This window comes from Pseudocolwellia sp. AS88 (genome assembly GCF_030551755.1).
In the GTDB taxonomy this organism is placed as follows: domain Bacteria; phylum Pseudomonadota; class Gammaproteobacteria; order Enterobacterales; family Alteromonadaceae; genus Pseudocolwellia.
On the sequence record NZ_JAUPEC010000006.1, the window covers coordinates 95521 to 111231 of the forward strand.

Sequence of the window (15711 nt, forward strand, 5' to 3'; positions counted from 1 at the left end):
AATGAACGAACTACACCTACAAGATAAGTTTTTAATACCTTTCTTCTGTAATGATCTCGTCTATAAAGAGGTTAAAGCGAATACGGTAACTAACTCATTGATCATAGAAGAGGATCTTGAAACTTTTATAAGCCAAACGGCCCTTAATGAAAAGGCATATGAATCGCTATTAAAGAAATACAAAGGTAACAAGGCTAAATTATTACAAGAGCTAATTGCCTTGATTCAGGAGCGTATTGGTAGCAGCCGAAATATGGCGCTGTTTATTAACGTCAATAAATCCATAACTCTGCAAGGTGTAAAGCTCCATCTATTTTACCCTAGCGATAGTATTACTCATGGCAATGAGATGTTTAATGAAAACATCTTTTCAGTCGTACAAGAGTTGTCTTATAAGTTTAAATTTCAGGGCGAAAAAATATTCTCATTTCGGCCTGACATTGTGCTTTTTGTTAACGGTATTTACCTTGGATACAGTGAATTAAAAAACAACTATACTAGCCAAAATGCCAACAAAAATGGCCGTGGTAAAGTTATTAAAGACTATTTTGAAGCCGTAAAAGTTTACCATCAACATATTGATAGCAATAACATGCTTAGTGAGAATGAAAAGCTATCTCAGCGCAAAGACTTCTTAAAGATTTTTGAAAAAGCTATTCATATTACCACCACCGATATCGGTGAAACCTATGTTATTCGGACTATTTCTGATTATTTTGACGAAATCCTAACAACTTGTCGTGAAGGTAAATTTGATCGAGAAGAAGTAGAAAAAAAGGCTCAAAGTGTTTTTAAGCTGTATCCGTTAATAAAGCCAGATGCTGACAAAAAAGATAAGCTGAAAGAACTATTTAATGCCTTGTACAGCAAGTTCATGATTGAGAAAGAGATACTCTACTACAATTTTATTGAACGTGATGTATATGTTAAAAAAGGTGTTAAGGAAGTCAAGAATGAGCAGGGCTTTCTTATTTCCCCAAGACCAAAGCAAAAGTTTGGCACTGATAAAATCATGGCTAAGATCGATGAACTCTTAGAGCATGAACAAGAACCCGATTACTTTGAAAAGCTACTTGAGAAGCAATTGTCTGGTGTTAGTGAATCAAAAAGGACTGAACTGTTACTAAAGCGTAGAGCTTACTCAAATAACAAAAATGTATATTCACTGCTAATGCAGTATGCGGCAGGCTTTGGGAAATCGAACATCATCGGCTGGTCAGCGCTGCAATTAAAAGATCTACTTCGTCCTGATGCTAATGGCAATATGAAGTATGTTTACGATAAAGTCATGATAGTTGTGGACCGTTTGCAATTGCGCAGCCAGATTGACTCATTAATGCTCAATATGAACATTGATAAGCGCTTGGTTGTTGAGGCAACCAATAAGAAAACATTTCAAAACGCTTTGGCCTCTGATAGTCGCATAGTAATCGTGAACTTACAAAAATTCGGTGCGGTTAAAGAGATGATGGGAGCCGAGGTGTTAGAAAGACTAGCTAAAATGCGTATAGCTTTTCTAATAGACGAAATTCACCGTTCTAACAGTGGCGACCAACATGAAGATATGGTGAGCATTTTTGATGAGCTACAAAGCCCATTTGATAGTAGTAAATATGCAGCTATAACCACCAAGAAAAACTTGATTGTCGGCTTTACCGCTACCCCAGACGACCACACGCTAGCAAGATTTGGTGAATTTAGTGGCTACGCTGAAAGCGAAAAGCTTTGGCGTCCGTTTGATAGTTTTACCATGAAAGAAGCGATTGAAGATGGCTTTATTCTTAACCCACTAAAAAATATTATTCCTGTCGCATCTAAAATGATATTTGATTTACCAGCTAACAAACTAGCTGGATTTACTGAAAAAGATTACAAAGATATCCCCAAGAAAAAAATCTACGAAGAACGTGAGCGTATTAATGCAAACGCTCATTACGTAGCGGACCTATTGGTAAAAGATGTTTATCGCCAAATTCGAGGAACGGGTAAAGCAATGCTTGCCGTATATTCCATTAAATCAGCTATAGCTTACAAAGAATCGGTAACTAAATGTTTTAATGAGTTGGTAAAGCTGCCCAAATACGAGAAGTATGCTGAAGCGCCTATTCATATTGTTTATTCTAGTAATCAAGATGAGCAAAGTGCTAAAGGGCTTAATGGCGGCTTGTCTGAAGAGAAAGTACTAGAAAATTTTGCCTTGAAGAAAAATGGCTTAATAATTGTTGTAGATAAACTTCAAACTGGTTTTGACGAAAAGAAATTGCATACTTTATTTCTGGATAAAGAAATTCGTGGCATAAGTGCGATACAAACAATTTCACGTGTTAACAGAACTGCCAAACATAAAAATGACTGTAAAATTGTTGATTTCTCATACAACAATGTAAATGTACAAAATATAAAAGATGCTTTCGAGCATTTTTCTGATGTTGTGGTTAGTGACTTTGATCCTTTTGGAGATAAAAAGGTTTTAGATATTCTCCTGATTGAGCTAAATAAATCAGATACCTACGATAAATTTTTCAATGCCTTCATGTCGATTTATAAAGATCCCATTAAACAATACCTGCCTGAGTCTTACCTTGATTTTGAAAGTAGCCTGAAGAAGTATATTGAGGCCAATCCAAAACGAACTGCTGATACCAAAGCTAAAGCTGGACAGTACTTTACAATCCTTAATCGCATCGAGTTTGTGATTGCACTTGACGCTAAATACAGTGATTCTAGTTTTTTATTTTTTTGGCGAAAATTCAACACGCTCTATAACATGTTGCATCGAAGTGAAGACATTAAAGATTCGATTGCAGTTTATTTTGACAACAAAATTGGAATAGTAGAAGTCGTTGCAGAGGAAACTAAGAAAAAGAAAAAGAAACTGACTGAAGTTGCAACCGGAACAATTCCAGGTGAAAGTGGACAATACGATATACTTTCAATTATTGCAGCACGTAATAAGCAAGAGGAAAAAACTGGATTTCTTATTCAAGAATTCGAAAATAAAATATGCAAGTTTTTCGAATTTATAAAAAAATCCGACGAAGGCAAGAGATTAATTGTCAAGATCAAATCGAATAGTACAGAGGATGAGATATCTAGTGAGTTTGCTAAATTATATCGTCGTTATCGAGCATTATTCCGTTCAAAAGTTGGCGATTATTTCTTTAAAGAGATGGATGATCTAGTAGAAAAGCTCTGCGATGATTTCGAAAATATTATCAGAGAAGATATATTTGACGAATTAGCTAAAGCAAATTCACACTTATTCTTAAGCACTAATAACTTAGAGGAAGCTGAGAAAGTCTTTGAGCATTTTGAAAAATTTACTCAGAGTCTAGGTTTTACTATTGACAATAAAGGTAAGCTGGAGAAAGGTTCTTGGATTAAAAAGGGAATAGAAGCGATAAAACGAATCAGTAGTAGTGAAGAAGCAAATGAACTTTATGTAAAAGGAAAAAAAGCTTTAGAGCTGGCGTCAATTGACAAAGTCCAATCGGAAGTGAACAAAAATAATGCGGAAGCTGCTGCTGCATTATTTGTAGCACTTAAGGATATTGATCATGCTGCAATGAGGATAGGTTCATTAGTTCTTATAAAAACTAATGTCAACGGTCAATCTCAAGCCATAACTCATGTGTTATCAACTGAACAAGTTTTACTTCTTGAAAGTAAGCCTGAACTTTTGAATCAACCCTCGTTATTGCTGGAGTCGTTGGATCTATCATCTAGTGAAGCCAAACATTAACTTGTAAAGCTCAGGCTCTTATAAGGTGTAGTTTTATATGACAAACTTTGCATACCGATTATTGTTAACTATAACAGCAACGTCATTGTTGCTGATAATTTTTGCTGTACAAAAAGGTTATACGGTTGGACTTTCCTATCGCAAGCACTCTACTTTAACCCACTGTTTCTGTTATTTGGTTTTGAGTTTTATAACATCAAAACGAAAAGTGGAGCAACAATCTTTCTGATAAGCCGAGAACGCTATAAAACACCTTCTGATATCGTGATTGATAGAGCATATAGAATTAATAATTATACATTTATAGAGCGAGGATAGTTTATGGATCAAGTACTGACCAAAGTTAAAGGACATAGCAAAAAGACAATATTTAAATTGTTATCTGATCAAACACTTTTTGATGAGTTAGTTATCACGGATGATGCTTGTGTTGAGTATGTACCAGACCATAACTTGGATGAGGATTCTTGGTTCAAAATAGAAGGTTTTAGTGAAAAATCATATTGTATTGAAATACTAAAAAAAGATTTTGACTCTAAAGACTACGATGATTTACCTAAAGCGAAGTTTAAAGGTATAACTCAACTTTATGCTATCCAAGGTAATGATTTCTATTTTCAGAAAATCACTCCTTCTCTGTTCGTTAGTAAGAAGATGATTGCATTTGGTGAAGCTGCTACCTTAGAAAATATTGGTACGCGACTTGTTGTAAATACATTTCCGGATGCAGTTTACTTTAAAAACACCGATAAGTTAGTCTTTAAGAGTTTAGCAACCATCTCTAGCATTTTTAAAGGTATTGATGTTCTATATAAAGAAGCTACTAATGAAGAGGTTAAAACCTTTCTTGACGAAGATTTTATTGAGCTATCAGGTGATTTTAGTATAGATAAAGTATCAAAGCCAAATCGAAAAAGAGTTGCATTAGCTATGGATACACTTGCAGCTATGCCATCTGAAGATAGAGACCAAATGTGTTCTTATATTCATAGCTACTGTGAGAAAAAACTTAAGTTTGATAAGGGTAACAGTAAGTTTGAAGTAACAACTGATGATGAACTAAAGTACCTGCTATATGGTATCGAACAGAGATTTTATACAACACCATTAGGCCACGAGAAACGTTTAGCTAATTCAGTTCAGGCGATGGATTAATTTAGATACAATATGAGATATCAAAAGAATTGATAAATACATTAGTCAATTTTTAGTTTGGTAAATACAAAGAATTTTTCATTAAAGCATATGACTATATTGAAGAACCTTATTAAGGAAAGAGTAGTATGCCATGGACAAATCAACACCTGAAATGGTTAGAAGATACAGGTCAAATAATCACTACAGCTTGTGGTAAAACAGCTCCTATTTATACTTTCAATCCAGATATGACAGACGAAGCTACTTTGTCTGCTTGGGCAAAACATTTCAGAAACCATTATTGTGATGATAATGAAATTGATGACTTAAGAGATGGTACTGGACTGTCTAGAACAGAGTACTTACTAAAAACAAAACTCCCCGTTCAAAATGTTACTGCACCCCATGAGAAAACAGGCCCAGCTACTAGGTCAGGAGATTTCACAGAGATACTTGTATCAGACTTTCTCGAGTTTAATTTAAATTACTGGGTTCCAAGGACTCGCTATGAATTTAAAGTGAACCCAAACTTATCTGAAAATGGTTCTGATGTAATTGGTTTTAAGTTTTCTAATGATGGTAAACCTAATAATGATGAATTAATGATTTATGAAGTGAAAGGGTCATTAACTGGAAAAAAACCTTCCAACCGATTACAAATAGCAGTTAATGATTCAAATAAAGATCGCTTTAGAATTGCAGAATCTCTTAATGCAATAAAACAACGATTAAAATTAAAGGGACTTCAACAAGATGTTCCTAAAGTTCAGCGTTTTCAAAATATTGGAGATCGCCCATACAAAGAAAAATACGGGGCAGCATCTGTTTTAACTAATACAATGTACTCGGACGTTGAGTTGAATAAAACGGATACTACAGGACATGTTAATAACTCTTCTTTGAGTTTATTGGTTATAAAGGGAGATGCTTTAATGGATTTAGTTCATTTCTTATATCAGAGGGCTGCTGATGAAGCTTGAACGTAGCTCAAAAATATATCTGTCTATTACCAAATCTAAAGCAAAAATGTATGAATTTGGTGTAGAGGAAGAACACCATATTAAGTTAACTATTGAACCTCAAAAATTACTGCTATTAACTATTGGTATACTAGGCGATTTATCAGCTATAGAGGCTTCTGATTCAGCGCAAGATGAAAATAATGAAGAATATCTAGCCTTAAAAAGTCAATTGATAGATGTAAGCCAATATTTTGATTCTTTGAAAAACTCAAGATTAGAAAGTTCATTATCTGATTATCTAAATTTGTTAGGTTCAGCCTCGTATTACTTAGCTGATATGCCCGGTAGTTCTTTAGTTTTAATCAAGTATGTAAATTATAATATTGATGAACTCACTCCTTCCTATATTGAAGGCGTGTTGATCTGGCTGCTAAAAGGAGACTTAGAGCATGAGTGGTATGTTTATGAAGATGGCTCCTTTAAAGACGAGTTAGAATATTTCACATCTAGTATAATTAATTGCTTTAGACAAGTAGTGCCATTTGCCGAATTTTATCATTCAATAAAAAAATTAAGGAAGGCTGTATACGAAGGGGGTAATGCTCGTGAATTGCTGATTGTTGATATCTTGTCCGCTGTAGCTAAAAGAAAATTACAATATTCATCTTTAATTTGTCTGCCAAAATATACAGGTTTATCAGTGGATATTTGGAAGGCTGCACTAGCAAAAAATAATTTCATGAAGGAATTTTGGCCAGCGCAACGTCTATTAGGTGAAAAGGGGATCTTTGAAGGGAGATCAGCTGTAGTTCAGATGCCTACCAGTGCAGGTAAAACTAAATCAACAGAGTTAATGATACGTAGTTCTTTTTTATCAAAAAGAACAAATTTAGCTGTTGTTGTCGCCCCATTTAGAGCTTTGTGTAGGGAAATCGCTGACTCATTTAAAAAATCATTTTCAAATGAAAATATTAAAGTTAATGAACTGCAAGATGTTCCACAACTAAATCCCAATGATTTAGCAATGATTAACGACCTGCTGAATATAGAGGACGATGAAGATGTAAGTGATTCAGTCATTGTTTCAACACCAGAGAAATTAGTTTATTTACTACGCCATGAACCAGAATTGGCTTCTAATATAGGTTTGTTGATTTTTGATGAAGGTCATCAGTTTGATTCTGGCTCTAGAGGTATTACATATGAATTATTACTGGCATCCTTAAAGGCTAATATTCCTGTTGATTCCCAACTAATCCTTATTTCGGCTGTTATGTCTAACGCTGAAACTATCGGTGATTGGTTGTATGGGGAGAATGGAACAGAGGTTAAAGGTACTCATTGTTTGCCTACAATTAGATCAACAGCATTTGCCAGTTCAACAGGTAAGTTACAATACATAGATAAAGATTTTGTAAGAGAAAGGGAGTTTTTTGTTCCTAGAATAATAGAACAAGTAAATTTAGGAACTCGCGGTACAGAAAGCGTTGATCGAATATTTCCAAAAACAGGAGATAACTCGGCTATATCTGCGTATTTAGGTATTAAATTGGCTCAACAATCACCAACTGCTATATTTTGTGGAACGAAAACAATAATCACATCCATTTGTAAAACTCTTGTAGATTATTATTCAAGAGGATTAGAAATACCACCCCCTTTATCTAAAAGTGATCAACAAGAATTATCAAAAATTGCAAGTTTAAGCAGAAAGCATTTTGCAGATAAAAGTATATTCCCTGAAGCTATAGATTTAGGTATTTTACCTCATGGATCTAATATTCCAAATGGACTTAGAGTTTCAGCTGAATGGGCGATGGAGAATAATAAAGCTTCGCTTGTTGTTTGCACTTCAACATTAGCTCAAGGTGTAAACCTTCCAATTAAGTATTTAATCATTTCAAATACAGCTCAGGGTATAAATAAAATATCCACAAGAGATTTTCATAATCTTATAGGTAGGGCTGGGAGATCTGGCTATCACACTGAAGGTAGCGTTATTTTTGCCAATACAAAGCTATTTGATGAACGACTTACATGGGGTGGTGATAAAAGATGGCAAGAAGTAAGAGCTCTATTAGACCCTTCCAATTCAGAGGACTGTGTAAGTAGCTTAAAAGGGTTGATTGAACCAATTATAGTTGGCATGAGACAATTGGCAGCTATTGAGTTTATCAAAAGCCCTAATGAGTATAGAGATTTATGCATAAAAATTGCAATAGAAGATAAAATGACAAAGCAAGATTTAAAGGATTTATCATTTGAGTTAGAGAGTAAAAAAAAGACAATCAATGCTCTTGAAAGCTATATGATGTCTTTTCTGAAAGACGCACCAGACGATGATAATGAAACTGTCTTTTTAGATTTGGCTCAAGGTACATTGGCTCATCATTTGTGCTCTGACAAAGAGAAGCTCTTACTCATTGAAGCTTTTGAATTAATTTATCAATCTGTAATGCAAATTGCCCCAGAAAAATTATCTTTTTACGGTAAAGCACTATTAGGGATAGAAGACTTAATATTTATTGAAGAATGGTTAGAAGAAAACTATGAACATTTGTGTACTCAAGAAGATATATTTCAACTATTTAAATGCATTTGGCCACTGCTGCTAGATGTGTGCAAAAACGAACTGTTTGAAAAATTAAGCCCTTTGGAGGTGGTTTTAGAATCGTCGTGTTTATGGATATCAGGGGCTAGTTATAGTGAAATATTTAACTTTATGGATAAGAAAAAGGTTAAATACCAAGCAGGAAGACAATCTAGAAAAGTCACTATGGATCAAGTTGTTAAATATACTGATAACACGTTAGGCTATGATGCAATGTTGATAGTAGGCGCATTAGCTGACCTATGTAGCGGAAAATATGACAATGAAGATTTAGAAGAAAAGTTTAAACATTTGCAAAATAGTTTAAAGCTTGGTTTATCCGGTAATTTTGAATTATGGCTGTATTCAAAAGGTTATGTGGATAGAGAAATTTGTAAACAGCTTGCAAAAACCTTCATTTCAGCAGAGGTTAATATAGACAGCTTTCAAAATAATGTGTTAATTGAAAATGCTGAGTTAGTGCAGAAAGAATTAGCTAATTTTCCTACTTATTTCACACATGTGAAAACATAACTAATATATGATTGCCTAATTTAGTGTCATTATAAATAACGGGGTATAAGTAGGGGTATCTTTTAATTGCCTTTTATATATTTATTTACTTATCAAGTGGTTATGCTATGTTGGGCGGCATGATGTAGACTGCCCAATGTGGGCAGAATACAGCATTTGAAGCATTTATAATTTAAACTACTTTTAAATGCTTAAGGTTATCTTCAATACTAGTTTTTCCACTTGCTGCTGTTTCAATATGTTGTGACCACCAGCACATTAACACACGTCTACGTTCTAGGTATTCAGCGCGATTATAAGCGCGTCTTACTTCATTTTTATCTACATGTGCAAGGGCAGCTTCAATAACATCTGGATCATGCCCTTGTTCATTTAGTGTTGTACTGGCTAAAGCGCGTAAACCATGAGCCACTAACTTGTTTTTGTAACCCATACGACTTAATGCTTTATTTGCTGATTCAACATTACAGTGTTTATTGTGATCAATGTAAGAAGGGAATAGGTACTTTCTGTCACCACTTAGTGGCTTTAATCGCGTTAATATTTCAATGGTTTGTGGCGTTAAAGGGACTTTATGTTCAAGTCTCATTTTCATCCGCTCGGCTGGGATCGTCCAAAGCTGATTTTCAAAATCAATTTCAGACCATTGTGCTTTCGCGCTTTCACTAGGGCGAGTCATGGTATGTAGTTGCCATTCTAGTAAACACCTTGTGACTAATTTTATGCTGGCGTAACTTAGATCATTCATTAGCTTACCAAGCTCATTAGGTCTAATAGTTGCCATATTGGTAGCTTTGGCTGTTTGAAATGCGCTACGAATACCAGACAAAGGATTATGGTGCAAAATGCCTGTATTAACTGCATGATTCATTACATTGTTTAAGTGACCAATTATTTTACCTGTTGTTTCTAAATTACCTTTAGCGGCTAAGGGCTTTAATGCTTCAATAGCTTCTGGCGCTAATATTTTATCAATAGGGCGGTGGCCTAACTTGGGGAAAACGTGGTTTTCAAACTTACGCCATAAACTTTTAGCGGTATTTTCTGCAATAGTCGTTTTCTTAATAGCAAACCAGTCGGTAGCTACACTTTTAAATGTATTGCTGGCGGAAAGTAGTTGTTCGCGGTGTTTATCGTCTTTGAATTCTTTGGGGTCAATGTCTTTGGCTAATAGCTCCCTTGCGACTACTCGTTTTTTCCTCGCTTCAGCTAATGAAACTTCGGGATATGTGCCAAAGCCCATTGAGCTTCTTTTTTTAGTAATAGGCTTAAAATAGTCAAACAACCAAGATTTAGCTCCTGTTGTTTTCACTCTTAATTGTAAGCCACCACCATCAGCGAGCTTATAAAGCTTATCTTTAGGTTTTGCTTGTTTTACTTCGGTGTTTGTAAGAGGAGTAACGCTTCTAGCCATTTTAGTAGTACCGCTTGGTTGTAATTTGAACTGGTACTACTTACGGTACTACTAAAAAGCGTGGATTACAAAGAACATAATGAAATAGCTTAGGACATAAAAAAACCCGCAAGCCATGTTTTATATGGTATTGCGGGTCTTTAACGGCTCTTAATGAACCCTAATTTGGTGCTCGCTACTGGACTCGAACCAGTGACACCTTGCATGTCATGCAAGTACTCTAACCAACTGAGCTAAGCGAGCTTTTTTTTAAACAGCTAATGATATAAATTAAATAGCATGTTCGAACGAGGCGATATGTTAGCTATGTGTTTTGTTAGTTGCAAGCAGTTTGTTGGTTTCACATTAAAATATAGAGTTTAATGATTATTTAAGCAGCAACTTGCGCTAACTCTATACGGTTTTGTACTATTTTTAAGCGCCAGCCAAGTAATATAGCCGCTAACGTTAAACCTGTGATAAAGCCTACCCAAAAACCACCAGCGCCCATGCTTGGAATTATCCAATCTGTTAAGCCTAATATTAGGCCTGCACTTAATCCTACTATCCAATATGAAAAGAAGGTGATGTATAAAATGGCTTGCGTGTCTTTGTATCCTCTTAAGGCGCCAGCTGAAATAACTTGTATGGCGTCTGAGAACTGAAATAGGGCAGCTAAAAACATTAAGCTTGATGCTAGGGTGATCACTTCTAAATTGTTGGTGTAAATTTGTGACACTTGGGTACGAAATATAAGAGTTAAACCTGCTGTAAATATAGCAATAATTAAACCTAATATAATAGAGTACTTACAAAGTTCTTTGGCTTCTGCAAAGCTTTGTTTACCCACTGCAAAGCCAACTTTAATGGTTACAGCCATACCTAAAGATAAAGGCACCATAAATACGATACTAGAGAAGTTAAGCGCTATTTGATGGCTTGATACAACGGTGGGCCCAAAGGGCGCTAAAATTATCGCTACTACAGCAAATAAGCTCACTTCAAATAATAACGACAGTGAAATAGGAACGCCAATCGCTAATATGGTTTTTATTTGTGACCAGCTAGGTGCATAAAATTTAGCGAATAAAGGGGTATGAGCAAAAGCTTTGGCAAAATAAGTGTACACCAAAGTGCATACAAACATTAACCAGTACACTAGTGCTGTAGCTATACCACAACCTGCACCGCCATAAGCGGGAACACCAAATTCACCGTAAATGAAGATGTAGTTAGCTGGAATATTTATTAGCAGGCCTATTAAGCTAATGATCATAGTAGGTTTGGTATGAGACAAACCTTCAGAGAAGTTACGTAATACCAGGTATAAGAAGTAACCTGGCGCTCCCCAAATGATGTAACTAAGGTAATCAAATATTAAGGTTTTGAATGTAGGCTCTAAATCAATGCTGTTTTCTGCTATTGGCGCAACAATAAAGAATAAGCCAATAAATAACAGACCTAAAATAGCGGCAATCCAACCGGTTTGATGGGTGGCTTTAACCGCGTCTTCAAATTTATTTGCACCTGCGTACTGCGACACTATGCTGGCGAGTGCCATAATTAACCCAAATACGGTTAATACTAAAGGTAACCAAACACTACTTGCTATGGCTACAGCGGCTAAATCTGTAGGGCTTACTCTACCTGCCATTACCGTATCAGCAAAACCCATTAAGGTTTGCACTAGCTGGGCAATTAAAATTGGGTAGGCTAGTTTCATTAAGCTTTTAGTGCTTAGTACAAATTTGTTCACATTCATTTAGTGTTTATGTCTCGATGCTTATGCTGTTGAGGTTGTTATTTCTATTTAATCTTAGTTGATTAAGTGCCTTTTAAGGGGCTTATTTTAAAAGTTAATTCGCAGAAAGTAATCAGGAAAAAGTATTAAATTGTGAGTACTTATGTCTTGAACCTTATCTCTTTAAGTAGAGTTTGATATTATGCGAATCATAATAAATTTCATGGATCATATATGTTTACAGGTATTGTGCAATCTCAAGCTGAAGTTATTTCTATAAAAACTGAAAATCAGTTGAGTCGATTAGTGATTTCGGTAACGCCTTCACTTGTTTCTCAGTTGGAAATAGGTGCAAGTATTGCTATTAATGGTGTTTGCTTAACTGTAGTAGAATTCTCTGAACACACTGATAATACTTATGTTATAGCGTTTGATGTAATAGCTGAAACGTTACGCGTTACCAGTTTGGGCGATTTATCTGTTGGCTCTTGGGTGAATGTAGAGCGTTCATTAAAATTTGGCGATGAAATTGGTGGTCATATTGTTAGTGGGCACGTTCAATACAAATCTACCTTGATAAAAAAACAAGAAACACCTACCAATACTACTTTATATTTTGAATGTGCAGCCGCTTGGTTGAAGTACATTTTTGATAAAGGTTTTATTACTGTTAATGGTGCAAGCTTAACGGTTGGAAAAGTTGAAACTATGACGCTAGATGGCATAGAGAAAAATTGCTTCAGTGTGCATTTAATTCCTGAAACGCTGAGTCGTACAAATTTAGGAAAACTGAATGTGAGTGATGCTGTGAATCTTGAATTTGATCAGCAAACTATCACTATTGTGAAAACAATCGAGCGCTTAAATCTAAGCCATTTAAACATCACACAATAAATTATGGAAAAAGAATGAAATTTAGATTACTAACTGTGGCATTAAGTGCTGTTTCAATGTCGTGTGCTAATACGTCTACTTTACTTGAAACGAACAATACTTCAGAAACAAACAATAAAAGCGTTATTGCGAATGCAGCACAAATTAATTCATCAGTTGCAAATAGCGCGAACGTAAACTCTAACCTTAATGCTGACAGTGTTTCTGTTAATGATCAGAACAGCAAAGAGATAGAGATAACGTTAGAGCAAATTATGTCGGATCCTGATTGGTTTGGTCGTCAGGCTGAGTCTTGGTATTGGGGCGATAACAGCGATACCTTGTTTTATAAGCAAAAGCGCGAAGGTAATAATTTACGCGACTTATTTGTTCAACCTATTTCAGCTGCAAACAAAGGGGCTGAAAAAGTAGATTTAGCTGATATACATAAAGTATTAGATCAAAATGCTGTGCTTAATAGCGCTAAAACTCAAGAAGTGTATACCTTTGAGGGTAATGTATTTGTTAAAACTTTAGCGACAGGAAATGTACACCAGTTAACTTATACGTCGGCTGTTGAAAGCGATGCTATGTTTTTAACTAATGGTGATGTTGCCTATAGAGTGGGTAATGTTTTTTATCGTTTTGATAGTAAAAATAAACAAATTAAAGAACTCGCTAACATTGTGATGAACGAAGACAGTAGTCAAACCACTTTAGAAGATGACTATTTAGCGAAAGAACAAAATAAGCTGATCCAATATGTGGCTTTGCAGGCTAAAAATGCTCAGTTAGAAAAAGACCAAAAGCGTAATTTTCGGGTAAATAATAAATCTATTACGCAAACTAACTTTTATTTTAATAAAGATTTAAAAGTGGTGCATGCGAGTTTATCGCCATCAGGCACTAAAATTTTGGTGAGTGTTACAGATAAAGACAGCAGCATTTATGGTAAGGGTAAAGACAGCGATGTAATGCCAAACTATGTTTCTGACTCAGGCAATATTTCAATTATACCTGCACGCAGTCGAGTTTCAGCTAACAGTCAATATCATGAATATATGTATGTGCTTGATATTACCGATGGTACTAAAGAGTATTTAGCTTTTGATGCGCTACCAGGATTTGATGAAGATGTATTAGCGAGTGTGCGTAAAGAAAACTACAAAGCACAAGGGCATACCTACAAAAGTGAGAAGTCAGCACGATATATTCATGTGATGGAAGCGAATAATCCTATTCAGTGGAATAAAAGCGGAGACAATGTCGCAGTTTTATTTGAAGCATGGGATAACAAAGACAGATGGTTAGCAACAATCGACTTTGAAGCTAAGAAACTTGTTTCGCAACATAGATTACACGATAACGCTTGGATCAACTGGTCGTTTAATGAATTTGGTTGGTTAAATAAAGGAGCTGCTGATACGGCACAAAGTAACGATGCTTTATATTATTTATCAGAAGAGTCGGGTTACTCGCATGTTTATGTTAAGCCTTTAAATGGCAAAGCTAAGCAGTTTACTTCTGGTAAGTTTGAAGTGAATGATGTGACTTTGGCTAGTGATGAACAATCATTATTTTTCCGTGCGAATATCAAACATCCGGGCATATATGAAATTTATGAATTGGCTTTAGATTCAGCTGACATTACTCAGTTAACAAATTTAGGCGGCGATAACTATTATCAGTTAAGCCCTGATAACACTAAGTTACTTATTTCTCATTCAACCATTAATATGCCTCCTGAGCTTTATGTTGAAACAGTAGATGCTACACCTGAAGCAACACGCTTAACCTATACTGTTTCAGAAAAGTTTTTAGCTATGCCTTGGTCTATGCCTAGTGTTGTGGCGATTGAATCTAGTCATCAAGCGGCGCCAATTTATTCTAAAGTGTATTTACCTGAAGGTTATGATTCGTCTACAAGTAAAAATAAAGCGGTTATGTTTACTCATGGAGCCGGTTACTTACAAAACTCTCATTTAGGTTGGTCTGGTTATTTTAGAGAATATATGTTCCATAGCATGCTGGTTCAAAAAGGTTATGTTGTGATTGATATGGACTACAGAGCTTCAGCAGGTTACGGACGCGATTGGCGAACTGCGATTTATAGACACATGGGTAAGCCAGAAGTTGAAGATATGCGCGATGGCGTTAACTGGTTAGTAGAAAATGCTAATGTAGATCGCAACCGTGTAGGTACTTATGGTGGTTCTTACGGCGGGTTTTTAACCTTAATGTCGATGTTTACCCAGCCTGATTTATTTCAGTCGGGTTCGGCTTTACGTTTAGTGTCTGACTGGGCTTATTATAATCATGGTTATACTTCTAATATTTTGAATACACCTTTTGATGATCCTATTGCTTACGAGCGTAGTTCACCGATTTATTTTGCTGAAGGGTTACAAAAGCCATTGTTGATTAATGCTCCTATGATTGACGATAACGTGTTTTTTCAAGATACCGTGCGTTTAGTTCAACGTTTAATTGAGTTAGAGAAACAAGATTTTGAAACAGCGATATATCCTGTAGAGCCACATGGTTTTATACAACCTAGTTCTTGGTTAAATGAGTATCGTAGGATCTTTAAATTGTTTGAGACAACACTTTAAGCTGAACTTGAACTAAGTTTGACTTAGCGTTAAATAAAACAAAGAAGATTGAAACAAAGCAGCTGTAATGGCTGCTTTTTATATGAGTTTTGAAAAGTGCAGGTTTTTAAAGAGATGAAGCTGTAGA

8 protein-coding genes and 1 tRNA gene are annotated in these 15711 nt (G+C 35.4%); 6 read left to right on the forward strand and 3 right to left on the reverse strand.

The features are described from left to right. The first annotated feature begins 1 nt into the window (after window position 1). The 4 genes from Q5N69_RS06340 to Q5N69_RS06355 all read left to right on the forward strand — a co-directional run bounded on the left by Q5N69_RS06340 (window position 2) and on the right by Q5N69_RS06355 (window position 8965). Window positions 2-3742, forward strand: coding sequence for a DEAD/DEAH box helicase family protein (locus tag Q5N69_RS06340; RefSeq protein ID WP_304368017.1), 3741 nt, complete (start codon window positions 2-4; stop codon window positions 3740-3742). Window positions 3743-4063: 321 nt separating this feature from the next. Next, window positions 4064-4897 (forward strand): ATP F0F1 synthase synthase, encoded by an 834-nt coding sequence (locus Q5N69_RS06345; RefSeq protein ID WP_304368018.1) that lies wholly within the window; start codon window positions 4064-4066, stop codon window positions 4895-4897. A 128-nt stretch (window positions 4898-5025) separates the two neighbouring features. Beyond that, a complete protein-coding gene (locus Q5N69_RS06350) occupies window positions 5026-5859 on the forward strand; it encodes a Hachiman antiphage defense system protein HamA (protein WP_304368019.1) in 834 nt (277 codons plus the stop codon). Then, window positions 5849-8965, forward strand: coding sequence for a DEAD/DEAH box helicase (locus tag Q5N69_RS06355; RefSeq protein WP_304368020.1), 3117 nt, complete (start codon window positions 5849-5851; stop codon window positions 8963-8965). The genes Q5N69_RS06350 and Q5N69_RS06355 overlap by 11 nt, the downstream gene beginning before the upstream one ends. A 172-nt stretch (window positions 8966-9137) precedes the next feature. On the opposite strand, the gene Q5N69_RS06360 is transcribed toward Q5N69_RS06355, so the two are convergent. The 3 genes from Q5N69_RS06360 to Q5N69_RS06370 form a co-directional block, all read right to left on the reverse strand. Next, window positions 9138-10379 (reverse strand): integrase domain-containing protein, encoded by a 1242-nt coding sequence (locus tag Q5N69_RS06360; RefSeq protein WP_304368021.1) that lies wholly within the window; start codon window positions 10377-10379, stop codon window positions 9138-9140. A gap of 166 nt (window positions 10380-10545) precedes the next feature. Next, window positions 10546-10622: transfer RNA gene (locus Q5N69_RS06365), tRNA-Val, on the reverse strand. A 127-nt stretch (window positions 10623-10749) separates the two neighbouring features. Further along, window positions 10750-12120 (reverse strand): MATE family efflux transporter, encoded by a 1371-nt coding sequence (locus tag Q5N69_RS06370; protein ID WP_304368022.1) that lies wholly within the window; start codon window positions 12118-12120, stop codon window positions 10750-10752. Window positions 12121-12333: 213 nt separating this feature from the next. On the opposite strand from Q5N69_RS06370, the gene Q5N69_RS06375 reads away from it, so the two are divergent. Together Q5N69_RS06375 and Q5N69_RS06380 are read left to right on the forward strand one after the other, a co-directional pair. Next, window positions 12334-12993, forward strand: a complete 660-nt coding sequence (locus Q5N69_RS06375) for a riboflavin synthase subunit alpha (RefSeq protein ID WP_304368023.1) — start codon at window positions 12334-12336, stop codon at window positions 12991-12993. A gap of 14 nt (window positions 12994-13007) precedes the next feature. Further along, window positions 13008-15584, forward strand: coding sequence for a prolyl oligopeptidase family serine peptidase (locus Q5N69_RS06380; protein ID WP_304368024.1), 2577 nt, complete (start codon window positions 13008-13010; stop codon window positions 15582-15584). Window positions 15585-15711 lie beyond the last annotated feature (127 nt).